Origin of the sequence: Microcella alkaliphila (genome assembly GCF_004216855.1) — a bacterium.
Classification (GTDB): Bacteria; Actinomycetota; Actinomycetes; order Actinomycetales; family Microbacteriaceae; genus Microcella; species Microcella alkaliphila.
This window is the reverse complement of sequence record NZ_SGXT01000011.1, coordinates 104,999-117,418: the sequence shown is the minus strand read 5'-3', so window position 1 is coordinate 117,418 and position 12,420 is coordinate 104,999. Positions and strand designations below refer to the sequence as shown.

The following is a 12,420-nucleotide window of genomic DNA, read 5'->3' as shown; positions in this document are numbered from 1 at the left end:
CGGAGAATTCGCATGACCACGATCGTTGTCACCGGAATCGGCGCGACCAGCCCCATCGGCGGCACCGCCCGCGATAGCTGGACGGCGCTCCTTGCCGGCGCCTCGGGCGCTCGACCGATCGAAGAAGACTGGGTCGAGCAGTACGAGATCCCCGTCACCTTCGCCGCACAGGCGCTCGTGCGACCGGAGGAGGTGCTGGAGCGGCAGGAGGTGAAGCGACTCGACCCGTCGTCGCAGTTCGCGCTCATCGCTGCCCGCGAGGCCTGGGCCGACGCGGGAACGCCCGAGGTCGCTCCCGAGCGAATTTTGGTCGACTACGCCACGGGCATCGGCGGGCTCTGGACCCTGTTGGACGCCTGGGACACCCTGCGCGAGAAGGGCCCGCGCCGCGTTCTTCCCATGACGATCCCCATGCTCATGCCGAACGCGGCTGCCGCGGCGATCAGCATGCACCTCGGTGCGCGTGCGGGCGCCCGCTCTGTCGTGTCGGCCTGCGCCTCCGGCACCGAGTCGATCGCGAACGCCTACGAGCACCTGCAGCTCGGCCTTGCCGACGTAGTGGTCGCCGGTGGCACGGAGGCCGTCGTGCATCCGCTCCCCATCGCCGCCTTTGCCTCCATGCAGGCGTTGTCCAAGCGCAACGATGACCCCGCCGCGGCCTCGCGGCCCTACGACGTCGACCGCGACGGCTTCGTGCTCGGCGAGGGCGCCGCCGCAATCGTGCTCGAGACGAAAGAGCACGCTCTCGCCCGCGGGGCGCGCATCTACGCCGAACTCGCCGGTGGCTCAGTGACGAGCGACTCGTACCACATCACCGCTCCCGACCCCGAGGGTTCGGGTGCCGCCCGCGCCGTCAGCGCCGCCCTCGAGCAGGCGGGCGCCACGGCCGACGATGTCACCCACATCAACGCGCACGCGACCTCGACGCCGGTGGGCGACGTGGCCGAGTTCGAGGCCCTCAAGCGGGTGTTTGGTGACCGCGTGGGTGAGATTCCCGTGTCGGCGACCAAAGCATCCACGGGTCACCTGCTCGGCGGCACCGGCGCGCTCGAGGCGATCTTCACGATTCTTGCGTTGCACGAGCGCACCGCGCCGCCGACGATCAACCTCGACCACCAGGACGAGCGGATTCCGCTCGACGTTGTCACGTCGCCCCGGGCCCTCGGCGATGGTCCGCAGCTGGCGATCTCGAACTCGTTCGGTTTCGGCGGCCACAACTCGGTCGTGGCGTTCCGCTCGTTCGAGGCGTAGTGCGCGCGTCAACAACTCAGGACTAGCTGCGTCTCACGAACCCGGGGAGCGTGTCACCCGGTGTCCGCGTCGGCCTTAGTCCTGAGTTGTTGACGGTGCGCGGGCGCGGGGATCGGGGGGGATCAGCCTGCGCGGTGCAGCCAGACGACGCGAGTGCCGTCGCCGGCGTGGCGGAAGGGTTCGAGTTCGTCGTCCCACGCCTGCCCGAGGGCGAGGCGCAGCTCGCGCTGCAACTCGACGGCGTTGCCGCCAGAGACCTCCATCGCGTAGCGCACGCGGTCTTCGGGGATGACCGTGTTGCCGGCGGTGTCGGTCTGGGCGTAGTAGACGCCCAGGTCGGGGGTGTGCATCCAGCGGCCGCCGTCGGCACCTGCGGAGGCGTCTTCGGTGACCTCGTAGCGCAGGTGTTCCCAGCCGCGCAGGGCGCTGGCGATCTTCGCGCCGGTGCCGCGCTCGCCTTCCCAGACGAACTCGGCGCGCTGCGTGCCCTTGAGGACCGGCTGCTCAATCCATTCGAAGTTGACGGCGCGGTCGATGGCGCGCCCGGCGGCCCACTCAATGTGGGGGCAGAGCGCGCGAGGAGCGGAGTGCACGAATAGCACTCCGCGTGCGAGTGTGTGTGCCACGATGGTCCGTCCGTTTCTCTTTCAGGTGCGACTTCCCCATCGACCTTCGAGAAACATGCCGTCTCGCGACGTATTCACTTGTGGATGCGCGTTATGCGCCTACGGGGCATTATTGCGCACTGCAGGCCCAAATCACAAGAGTGTGATTTACCCGCGCACGGTGTGATCTCGGCGCCGTGTCACACGAATGGCATGGCACTATCCATCAGGCGGGAGCGAATGAGGAAGCGCACGCCCTCCGGCGCTTCCACGCTGAAGCCACTTCCCCGACCGCGCACGACGTCCACGGTCAAGTGCGTGTGCGACCAATAGTCGAACTGTTCGCGGCTCATCCAGAACTCGATGGGCATCGCGTCGGGTCCGTCCTCAGCAAGGTCAAAGCGACCCAGCAATACGTCGTGCGACGACGTCTGAAAGTCTCCGACCGGGAAGCACATCGGCGACGAACCATCACAGCAGCCGCCCGACTGATGGAACATCAGCGGGCCATGAATCGTCCAGAGCCGACGTAGTAAGGCCGCAGCCTCATCGCTCAGGGCGACACGAGACACGCTTTCGCCGGCAATCGTGACCCTAGATTCGTACACCACGTCACACTCTCCCTTCCTGCGCCCAGGTGCGTCACGTACGGAGAGCCGACCCCGCCAGGCTCGGGGCCGACTCTCCGAGTCAAGGGGCCTAGAAGAAGCCCAGGGGTTCCTCGCTGTAGGAGACGAGGAGATTCTTCGTCTGCTGGTAGTGCGACAGGGCGAGCTTGTTGTTCTCGCGACCGATGCCGGAGCTCTTGTAGCCGCCGAACGCGGCGCCCGCCGGGTATGCGTGGTAGTTGTTCACCCACACGCGGCCCGCCTGGATGTCGCGACCTGCTCGGTAGGCGACGTTTCCGTTGCGCGACCAGACACCGGCTCCCAGCCCGTACAGCGTGTCGTTTGCGATGGAGATCGCATCGTCATAGCCGTCGAAGCTGGTGACGGCGACAACCGGGCCAAAGATTTCCTCTTGAAACAACCGCATGCGATTGTTGCCCTCGAAGATGGTCGGCTGCACGTAGTAGCCCCCGGACAGCTCGCCGCCGAGGTCCGCACGTTCCCCACCCAGCAGCAGCTTTGCGCCTTCCTGCGTGCCGATATCGATGTAGCTCAAAATCTTCTCGAGCTGATCGTTCGACGCTTGCGCTCCGACCTGCGTGTCTGTGTCGAGCGGGTTTCCCTGAACGGCTTTACGGGTGCGCTCGATAGCGTCACCGAGGAACGAGTCGTAGATCGGCTTCTCGATGAGCGCGCGGCTCGGGCAGGTGCACACCTCGCCCTGGTTGAAGGCAAAGAGCGTGAAGCCCTCCTGCGCCTTGTCGTAGAACGAGTCGTTCTTGTCGGCGACGTCAGCGAAGAACACGTTGGGGCTCTTGCCTCCGAGCTCCAGCGTTGCGGGAATGATGTTCGCGCTCGCGTACTGCAGGATGAGGCGGCCTGTGGTGGTCTCACCGGTGAAGGCGATCTTGCGGATCCGGTTGCTACTCGCGAGCGGCTTGCCCGCCTCCACGCCGAATCCGTTCACCACGTTGACGACGCCCGGAGGCAGGATGTCGCCGATCAACTCCATCAGCACGAGGATTGATACGGGCGTCTGTTCGGCGGGCTTCAGCACCACCGCATTGCCCGCGGCGAGCGCGGGTGCGAGCTTCCAGACGGCCATGAGGATGGGGAAGTTCCACGGAATGATCTGCCCGACCACGCCAAGTGGCTCGTGGTATTGGTACGCCGTCATCGTGCCGTCCATCTCCTGGAAGTCGCCATCCTGGGCGCGAATGGCGCTGGCGAAGTACCGGAAGTGATCGGCTGCGAGCGGCAGGTCAGCGTTGAGCGGCTCACGGATGGCCTTGCCGTTGTCCCAGGTCTCCGCGACGGCGAGCACCTCGCGGTTGGCATCGATGACATCGGCGATCGCGTTCAAGATGGATGCCCGTTCCGTCGTGCTCGTGCGGCCCCACGCGGGCGCGGCCTTGTGTGCGGCGTCGAGCGCCGCCTCGATGTCCTCCGCTGTTCCCCGGGCGACCTCGGCGAAGGGTTTCCCCGTGACGGGGGTGATGTCTTCGAAGTACATGCCCTTGACGGGCGCAACCCACTCACCTCCGATCCAATGGTCGTAGCGTGACTTGAACGTGATGATGCTCTCGGGCGTGCCCGGGGCCGCGTAAACGGTCATGTTGCTCCTTGCGACGTCGTTGTCGTGGTGGGTGCTTCCTCGCTGCTGCGAGGCGTGGGCATCACCGTAGGCAGAGCACCGTTGCCGTTCGTTGCGGCCGGTTGCGGCCCGTTGCACGCCGGTGCGACGGGGCTACGATTCGAGGTCGCGTTCGATGCTTTCGAGCCGTGTGACGACGGTTGTCCGCTGCGGGCTATCCAGGGGAAGAGCCCGAAGGACTGTCCGCCAGACCGCGACGTCGAGCGCTGCCTCATCACTTCGGGCGTAGTCGAGAAGCACATCGGGAGTCGCGTCTGTGAGCATGGCGTCCCTCAGCAGGGTCGACACTTCGCCTCGAATCCGCGTCACGCCCGGCGATGACGACCCCGGAAGCACGCGTCCCGAATAGTGGCCGAGAGCAACCCGATGGGCACCACGGTCGAGGAAAGCGAGTACGCGATGGACGTCCAGGTCAAGACGGGTTGGGAGGCGATACGGTCGCGCCGCCGGCACGAGCTCCGGAACGCCACACTCCTCGAGGGCGCGGCGCAGGCGCACCATCTCCGCACGCATCGTCGAGACGCTTCCTTCGCGCTCGTAGACGAGCTCTGCGAGGGCATCAGCGCTCAGCCCGTGGGGGTGCCAGGCGAGCACCGTCAGGATCTCGGAGTGACGGGTCGACAGCTCGCGTTCGCCACGTGCGGTGACCAGGAGCCCGGTGTCGCGCCCAAGAATGTGCAGCATGGGGGCAGACGAGACCGCAATCTCGGGGCCCGATGCCGGCCGAAGGCGTTCCTCCCCCGGGTGCCGGTCACTGCCACCGGGCAACGGCGTGCGCGCCGCGAGAGTGTCGAGTCTCCGAACGTGAAGCTCGGCTTCAACGGCCGCAACGGTCGCCTCCAGCAGCGGCAAGGTTGTCGGTTCTGCGGCGACGTCACCGCCCGTGATGTCGATGACGCCGATGATGCGCCGGGTCGCCGGGTCGTGCACCGGCACCGCCGTGCAACTCCAGGGATGCACGATGCGCGCGTAATGCTCGGCACCGCGAATTTGCACCCCGCGATCAAGGGCGAGTGCGGTACCGGGTGCCGACGTGCCAGCAATGCGTTCGGACCAGTTCGCCCCCTCGACGAACGCCATCTGCTCGGCACGACGCCGCAGGTCGCGATCGCCATCGATCCACAGCAGTCGACCCTCATGGTCTCCGATGGCGATGATGAGACCGGCATCGAACGTGTGCCGAATCAGCAGACGGTGAACGACGGGCAATGCCTGCGCGAGAGGGTGCGAGGCTCGATAGTCGCGCAGCTCTGCTTCTCCGAGGTCGATCGCTCCCGGTAGGGAGTCGGGATCGACATCCGAGTCGATGGCGCGCATCCACGATTCGAGAACGAGCCTGCGCACCCCCGAAGCAATACCGGCGTCCCTGTCGGGTGTGGTGAGCGACGCCGCCGCCGATTCTAAATCGTCACGACGCAATGGGGGCTGATGTGTGGCCGCCACCGCTCACCTCCGAGTGCACTCGCCGTCGAGTGCGTGCGCACAGCCTAACCCGGCGCTGAGCCGAGCCGAGCGTGCCCCTGGGTGGCGTTCAGCCGTGCAGCAACCCGCCGGAGGAGGCGAGCACGTTCTTCTCGCCCGCCTCGATGCGGAAGGGGAATCGGTTCTGCTTCGGCGGCAGCGGGCAGTTGAAGTGGTAGCTGAACGCGCACGGCGGCAGGATGGCCGTGTTGAAGTCGAGGGTGATCGTGCCGTCGGGGTGCGGCGCCATGAACAGAAAGCGCCCGACTGAGTAGGTGTCGTCGCCGTTCGTCGCGTCGGCGAACACGAGCTGCAGGGCGCGCCCCGACTTGAACGCCGCGATGTCGTACTCGACCCCGTCGTGCGTGAAGCGAATCTCGCCGGGAACAACCTCGTCGCGGGTGTGCCCGTCGCTCTTCAGGTGCTCGAATCCGAGGGTGGTCCCGCCCTCGATCTCCCGGAACGTGCCGGTGACCACCCAGCCGGGGTTGTAGTCAAACGCGTCGATGCCACCGAAGTTCTGAATGCCGTCACTCTGTGCGTCCCACACCCGCAGCGCGTACAGCCCATCCTCGCCCGCGATCACGAAACCGGTGGTGTGCTCGTCGAACTGGATGGTGCTGGGCGACGGATCGTCCTTTCCGCGCACGCGCACGGTACCGTCGACGACCTCACCGTCGACGGTGATGCCGTCGGCCGCCGTCGCCGTGAGTAGCAGGCCGCCCTCGGGCGCGGGCGCCCACGTGCCGGGCACGCCCCAGATCGTCTGCTCCTCGCCCACCCACTGCGTGTTGACGAGCGCCAGTGGCCCCTGGGGCTGCGTGGCGGCAAGCGCACGTCGCTCGCGGAAGGTTGCGTAACGCTCGGCGGGGGTCGGGGCGGGAGCGGTGTCGGCCATGCGTCCATCCTGCAAGCGATGCGGGATGCGCGCCAATCGACGCGCGGGCGTGGTCAGCCCCCGAAGACCCCCAGCACCACAACGGCGCCGGCCGGGATGCTCGCGAGCGCGGCCGAGGACGCCACGCGCAGGGTCGCCGCGCGCGCAGGGTCGCGTGCGAGCCCTGTGGGACGCGCGATCGCCCACTTGGCGGAGGCCCACAGGGCGGTGGCGGCGAGGATCACGAGCGTCGTCACGCGAACGCCCTCGCTCGCCGGGGCTCCGACGACGATCCCCGTGACCTGGACGAGCGCCACGACGCCCCAGGGCACGATGGCGAGCACCGTAAGAAACGCGTAGGGCCACAGGTGCCCGCGCGAGCCGTCATGACGCGGAGCGCGGTCGGAGAGCCAGCCGAGTATCCCTGAGCCGGCGGCGAGCGCATACAGCGCGACGATCGTCGCCGCCTCATCGACCCCGTTGAGCGCCGCGACGATGACGATCGTGATGCCGAGCGACTGCGAGACGGCAACCCAGTGCAGGGTCGAGGCCGCGTGGGCCGAGAGGGCGCCACGACGGGAGCGGACGGCGAGCCACGCGAGCACGGCTCCCGTGACGAGCAGCACCGGCAGCATCCCCGCCTCGGCGGAGAACCAGATCCCCGCTCCCGCGACGAAGGCGAAGGAACCGTCCTGGCTCACCTGCGGCGGCTCGAACGTGACCATGACATCGAGAAGCCCGCCGGTCGAGACAACGAGCAGCACCGAGGCAAGCAGCTGCCCGGCGAGCAGGCCCGCGCCGAGGGCGGTCGATCGAGCGGACGGCGGTGCGGGCAGGCTCACGGCGACCTCCTCGACGACGACGGTGGTCCGTAGGGCGGACGGGACTTGAACCCGTGACCGATGGATTATGAGTCCACTGCTCTAACCAGCTGAGCTACCGCCCCGTGGCGCGATGCGCGCCGACAGTGATGCTACCCGGCGGCTTCGGCGTCGCGCTCGATCACCGTGATGACGCCCGTGTCGACCACGGGGTCGGTGACGGGCCGGCCGCGGTAGAGGTCTTCGAAGGTGTCGAGGGTGCGCCGGATGTCGTGGCCCGACACGATGCGCAGACTGTCGCGCTGCAGGGCGACGCGCTCGTCGTGCGGCATCGTGAGAATGCGCCGAAGCCGCTCAGCGAACCCCTCGATGTCACCGGGCTCGTAGAGGTAGCCGTTTTCGCCGTCGTGGATGAGGTGCGGCAGCGCCATCGCGTTCGCGCCGACCACCGGCAGCCCAGACGCCATGGCTTCCATCGTCGCGATCGACTGCAATTCCGCCCGCGAGGGCATCGCGAACACGGATGCGCGGGTCAACTGAGCGCGCAGGTATTCGTCGGTCGCGTACCCGGCGAAGTGCACGCGCTCGCCGAGGCCGAGCTCAACGGCGAGCTTCTCCAGCGCGTGGCGCTGCTCCCCGTCTCCGATGATCTCGACCGTCACCGCGAGGGCATCATCCAGCAGGGCGACGGCGCGCAACAACTCATCGATGTGCTTCTCGGCCTCGACGCGCCCGAGGAACAACACGACGTTCTCGCTGCGCGGCGTGAGGTCGGCCGTGTAGTTCTCGACGTGAAGCCCGCAACTGATCGCGTGGACTTTGTCGAGGTCGGTGCACTTCTCGAAGTACTGCGCGGCCTTCAGCGTCGGCGTGGTGACCTCGGCCGCGATGCCGAAGGTTCGCCCGGCCGCACGCCACAGGGCCCGCACAACCATGTCGTGCAGCGGCCCGATGAACGGGGTGAACTGCATGGCGTTTTCGGGCATGAAGTGGTTGGTGCCGATCACCCGGATGCCGCGCTTCGCCGCCTGTCGGGCAAGCCCGCGCCCCACGACGATGTGGGACTGGAAGTGCACGACGTCGGGGCGCACGGTGTCGAGGATGCGGGCCGCGTTCGCCTCGATCCGCCACGGCAGCGCGTAGCGCAACCACGGATGGGGGCGCCAGCGCCACGAGCGCAGGCGATGCACGGTCATCTTCTGGCCCTCGTGCACCTCGGTTCGGGTCACGTTCGGACCGCGCTCGGCGCCGGGTGCGACGACGTGCACCTCGTGCCCCCGCTCGACCATGCCGGCGGCGAGGTGCTCAGCAAACTTCGCCGCCCCGTTCACGTCGGGGCCGAAGGTGTCGCAGCCGATGAGGATGCGCAACGGTCGGTCGGGCGAACCGCTCACGTGCGGGTCGTCGGTCACGGCGGCATCCTTGACAGTCTCGGGGGCGACAGAGCCGGGCCGACGGCGTCGACCCGCCGATAACCCTAGCCGAGCCCGTGGACTATCGATGGGTTTGCGGGTGGTGCTTCGCGAGCTCGCGCACGCCGACGACCGCGACGACGCCGGCGGCAACTCCGACCAGCACGGCGGGCCACGGCATGAGCACCGCCTCGCCCACGACGAATGCGCCGATCAGCACCGCGACGATCGGGTCGACCACGGTAAGCCCGGCAATCACGAGATCGGGCGAACCCAGTTGGTGGGCGGTCTGCACGAAGTACCCGCCGAGGGCGGCCGCGGTGATCAGCGCCACGATCGCCACGATCGTGAGCGGGTCGAGCCCCGCCGTTGTGATGCGCGTGATCACGACTTTCGCGAGGGTTGCGACGAAGCCGAACAGTACCCCCGCGGCGAGGATCGCGAAGAGCGCGCCCGAGCGGCGGCGCACCACGGCGAAGACGATGCCGAACGTCAGGGTCAGCGCCCCGAGCATCCCGAGAATGATGAGCAACTGCGTGTCGTTGACGAGGCGATCGACGGCGTACAGTGCCGCGACGACGACGAAGACGGCGACGCCGCCGACGCAGAGCGCGATCGCGCGTTTCGCTCGATGGTCGAGGCGGATGCGCGCCACCCTCGCGTTGAGGATCGCGGTCACGACGAGGGCCACCACCCCGATGGGCTGGACCACGATGAGCGGGGCGAAACCCAGGCTCGCCAGCTGGAAAAGCACGGCGATGCCGAGCATGACCGAACCGATCAGCCACGACGGGCGCCCCAGCAGACGCACCAGCTGTCGGCGACTCAATCCCGCGCGACTACCATCGCCGTGCCGCCGCTCGATCTTCTCGACCCCGCGGTTCTGGAATTGAGCGCCCAGCGAGAGGAAGACCGCGCCGATCAGCGCAAGAGGGATACCCACGGCGACGAGCGGGCTGCGCAACAGCTCACCAGCAAGGTCGGTCGCGTCGGGCACCACCGCGCCACTCTACTGAGCGTCGCCCCATCGCCACGCAGATACGCTGGAGCCTGTGGCAATCCTCCCCATTCGCATCGTCGGCGAGCCCGTCCTGCACAGCCCCGCAGCCCCCGTGACCGAGATCGACGAGTCGCTCGAGCGGCTCGTCGCCGACATGCGCGACACCATGGCCGAGGCGCCCGGCGTGGGGCTCGCCGCCCCCCAGGTGGGCGTCGACGCGCGGCTGTTCATTTGGGACTGGACCGACGAGGACGACATGCGCTACTCCGGCACCGCCATCAACCCCGAACTGTGGATCTCGCCCCCACCGATCGACGAGCCCGACGAGTGGGACCACTCGGAAGGATGCCTCTCGGTGCCGGGCGAGCGGTTCCCCCTGATGCGCTCCGAACGGGCCCTCCTGCGTGCCACCGGCCTCGACGGCGAGCCGTTCGAGATTGAGGCGCACGGCTGGCTTGCCCGCATCTTCCAGCACGAGTTCGACCACCTCGACGGCGTGCTGTACGTTGACCGGCTCGCGCATCCGCACGGGAAGCTCGCGGCCAAAGCCATCAAGCGCAACTCGTGGGGTGGGCCCGGTCAGAGCTGGACGCCCGGAATCGACCGCCTCGAAGACTAGCGGTGCGTGCGGGGCCGCTTAGGCGGCCCAACCGAGCGCGCGCAGCGCCGCGGCCGTCGCGGCGGCGGCCACGATCACGAGGATGAACGGGACCCGGAGCGCGAACAGGCCAGCGGCGACGCCGATGGCCGGGAGACGAGCATCCAGCACGAGACCCTGTCCGGCGCCGACGGTCTGCACGACGATCAGTGCCGACAGGAGGGCGACCGTAACCAGCTCGGCCGTGCGTGCGGCGCCGGGCTTCTCCAGCACACGGGGAGGCACGAGGTAGCCGAGAAGCTTAATTGCGAGCACCGCGATCGACGCGGCGAGGATGATCTGCCAGAGCGTCATGGGCGCCCCCTCCGCGCGGCGGCGAGGCCCGCGACGACGCCGACGAGGGCCGCGCCAAGCACGGGGACGCCCGGCGGAACCAGCGGGATGAGCACCACCGCGACGACGGCGGCACCGACCGCGACGGCGACCGGTTGCAGGCTCTGCAGACGCGGCCACACTAGGCCAAGGAACGCCGCGGCGGCGGCCGCATCCAGCCCGAAGGCGCTCACGTCGCCCAGCAGGTTGCCGAGCAGCGCCCCAACAAGCGTCATGAGGTTCCAGCCGACGTAGATGATGATGCCCGTCGCCCAGAATCCGACGCGTTGCGCGCTTGGCACCGCCTGCGCCGTCGCGACCGCCGTCGACTCGTCGATCGTGAGGTGCCCGGCGACGACGCGCTTCGCGAATCCCGGACCGACGATCGGCGACACGCGGATCGCGTACAGGCCGTTGCGGAGCCCCAGCAGCGTGGCACCGGCAATCGCGGCGGGCCCGGCAGCGACTCCCCCGGCCGCGATGACGCCGATGAGCGCGAACTGCGACCCGCCCGAAAACATGACGAGGCTGAGCACGCACGCCTGCCACACCGTCAGCCCCGAGGCCACGGCGAGCGCGCCGAACGAGACGCCGTAGGCGGCGACCGCGAGGCCGACAGCGACAGACGCCTTCAGCGCTTCTTTCCGCGCCGCCGTCTCGTTGAAGGGGACGTCGACCATCACCGGCGCACGTTCACGCCGTGCACAGCGTTGTGGAAGCGAAGGGCCGGGAACACCACCGACACCGAGAAGCCGACACCGGGAACCGTCTGCGCGCTCAGCACGCCCCCGAACAGTTCGGCACGGGCGCGCATCTCGCCCACCCCCGTCCCGGCGATGCGCTCGGTGAGCGCCGCGAGGTCGTCCTCGATCGTGTACCCGCGCGCCGCGAGCTCGTCGGGGGTCAGGCCCTCCCGGCGAGCCTGGGCGCGGATGCCATCGTCATCGATGCGCACGTGCAAGCCCTGGTCTGACCACGTGAGGCCGACGCGCACCTCGGTGCCCTCGCCGCCGTACTGCAGCGCGTTCGCGAGCGCCTCTTCGAGGATGCGGTACAGCGCGAGCCCGGCACCCTCAGCGACGGCGAAGCGTTCCCCCAGCTCGGAGACGGTCACGACGAGACCCCGCGCCCGCAGGGCATCGAACAGACCGTCGAGGGCCTCGAGGGCGGGCCGGGCGGCGACCAACTGTTCGGCCTCCGCCGTCGCGGTAACCACGCGGCGCAACTCGGCGAGCGTCGCACGAGCACTCGCCGCAATCTGCTCGGATGCTCGCGCAGCGACACTCGGATCTCGCGTGGCCGCCGCGCTCGCGCCCTCCGCCAGTTGCACGACCCCGGTCATTCGGTGGGCAGCCACGTCGTGCTGCTCACGGATGAGACGCAGCCGCGCCGTCTGCTCGCCGAGAGCAATCTCGAGTTCGCGCGCCCTATCGGCGGTGGCGAGCGCCTCGGCGCGCTCGCGGCGGAGCCTCGAGGAGGCGGCCAGCGCAATCGACGTGGCCACGAGCATCCCGATGCCGGCGATCACGGCGATCGCGACAGGGATGCTCGCTGCGACGTCACTCACGGATGGGCTCCTTCACGGGCCCGGTTGCGCCGCGATCAGTGTGAGGGTGGTGTGGCTCCCCGACTTGGACTCGAACCAAGAACCTGCCGGTTAACAGCCGGCTGCTCTGCCAATTGAGCTATCGAGGATCGCTGTGAACAGCGGGCTCTACGGTATCAGAAATTGGGCGACGGTTTGGACCGCTCAGTACTCCT

Annotated in this window: 13 protein-coding genes and 2 tRNA genes; 2 read left to right on the top strand and 13 right to left on the bottom strand. The window is 68.4% G+C overall.

Annotated features, from left to right (window positions below):
- Positions 1-12: 12 nt before the first annotated feature.
- Positions 13-1,251: a beta-ketoacyl-ACP synthase II gene (gene fabF, locus EV140_RS01185; RefSeq protein ID WP_130280260.1), complete on the top strand. Its 1,239-nt coding sequence runs from the start codon at positions 13-15 to the stop codon at positions 1,249-1,251.
- Between the two features lie 122 nt (positions 1,252-1,373).
- Here fabF and EV140_RS01180 read toward each other — a convergent pair whose 3' ends face one another.
- The 9 genes from EV140_RS01180 to EV140_RS01140 all read right to left on the bottom strand — a co-directional run bounded on the left by EV140_RS01180 (position 1,374) and on the right by EV140_RS01140 (position 9,689).
- Positions 1,374-1,877, bottom strand: coding sequence for a DUF3145 domain-containing protein (locus EV140_RS01180; protein WP_241971236.1), 504 nt, complete (start codon positions 1,875-1,877; stop codon positions 1,374-1,376).
- Positions 1,878-2,056: 179 nt separating this feature from the next.
- On the bottom strand, positions 2,057-2,467 hold the full coding sequence (locus EV140_RS01175; RefSeq protein ID WP_130280258.1) for a DUF779 domain-containing protein: 411 nt from the start codon (positions 2,465-2,467) through the stop codon (positions 2,057-2,059).
- 88 nt (positions 2,468-2,555) lie between these two features.
- Positions 2,556-4,079 carry an acetaldehyde dehydrogenase ExaC gene (gene exaC, locus EV140_RS01170; RefSeq protein ID WP_130280256.1) on the bottom strand — a complete coding sequence of 508 codons (1,524 nt, stop codon included), beginning with the start codon at positions 4,077-4,079 and terminating at the stop codon, positions 2,556-2,558.
- A gap of 132 nt (positions 4,080-4,211) precedes the next feature.
- Positions 4,212-5,462: a sigma-54-dependent transcriptional regulator family protein gene (locus EV140_RS01165; RefSeq protein ID WP_130280254.1), complete on the bottom strand. Its 1,251-nt coding sequence runs from the start codon at positions 5,460-5,462 to the stop codon at positions 4,212-4,214.
- Positions 5,463-5,649: 187 nt separating this feature from the next.
- Positions 5,650-6,477, bottom strand: coding sequence for a DUF1684 domain-containing protein (locus EV140_RS01160; RefSeq protein WP_130280252.1), 828 nt, complete (start codon positions 6,475-6,477; stop codon positions 5,650-5,652).
- Positions 6,478-6,530: 53 nt separating this feature from the next.
- Positions 6,531-7,298: a hypothetical protein gene (locus EV140_RS01155; RefSeq protein ID WP_130280250.1), complete on the bottom strand. Its 768-nt coding sequence runs from the start codon at positions 7,296-7,298 to the stop codon at positions 6,531-6,533.
- A 30-nt stretch (positions 7,299-7,328) separates the two neighbouring features.
- Positions 7,329-7,402: transfer RNA gene (locus EV140_RS01150), tRNA-Ile, on the bottom strand.
- Positions 7,403-7,429: 27 nt separating this feature from the next.
- Complete coding sequence (locus EV140_RS01145; protein WP_241971235.1) at positions 7,430-8,689, bottom strand: glycosyltransferase; 1,260 nt, start codon at positions 8,687-8,689, stop codon at positions 7,430-7,432.
- 82 nt (positions 8,690-8,771) lie between these two features.
- Complete coding sequence (locus EV140_RS01140) at positions 8,772-9,689, bottom strand: DMT family transporter (RefSeq protein WP_130280248.1); 918 nt, start codon at positions 9,687-9,689, stop codon at positions 8,772-8,774.
- A gap of 52 nt (positions 9,690-9,741) precedes the next feature.
- On the opposite strand from EV140_RS01140, the gene def reads away from it, so the two are divergent.
- Complete coding sequence (gene def, locus EV140_RS01135; RefSeq protein ID WP_130280246.1) at positions 9,742-10,308, top strand: peptide deformylase; 567 nt, start codon at positions 9,742-9,744, stop codon at positions 10,306-10,308.
- Positions 10,309-10,326: 18 nt separating this feature from the next.
- On the opposite strand, the gene EV140_RS01130 is transcribed toward def, so the two are convergent.
- The 4 genes from EV140_RS01130 to EV140_RS01115 all read right to left on the bottom strand — a co-directional run bounded on the left by EV140_RS01130 (position 10,327) and on the right by EV140_RS01115 (position 12,354).
- A complete protein-coding gene (locus EV140_RS01130; protein WP_130280244.1) occupies positions 10,327-10,641 on the bottom strand; it encodes an AzlD domain-containing protein in 315 nt (104 codons plus the stop codon).
- Positions 10,638-11,339 (bottom strand): AzlC family ABC transporter permease, encoded by a 702-nt coding sequence (locus EV140_RS01125; protein ID WP_130280242.1) that lies wholly within the window; start codon positions 11,337-11,339, stop codon positions 10,638-10,640. Before EV140_RS01125 ends, EV140_RS01130 begins: the two co-directional genes overlap by 4 nt.
- Complete coding sequence (locus EV140_RS01120) at positions 11,339-12,226, bottom strand: sensor histidine kinase (RefSeq protein WP_130280240.1); 888 nt, start codon at positions 12,224-12,226, stop codon at positions 11,339-11,341. Before EV140_RS01120 ends, EV140_RS01125 begins: the two co-directional genes overlap by 1 nt.
- Positions 12,227-12,278: 52 nt before the next feature.
- Positions 12,279-12,354: transfer RNA gene (locus EV140_RS01115), tRNA-Asn, on the bottom strand.
- Between the last annotated feature and the right edge of the window lie 66 nt (positions 12,355-12,420).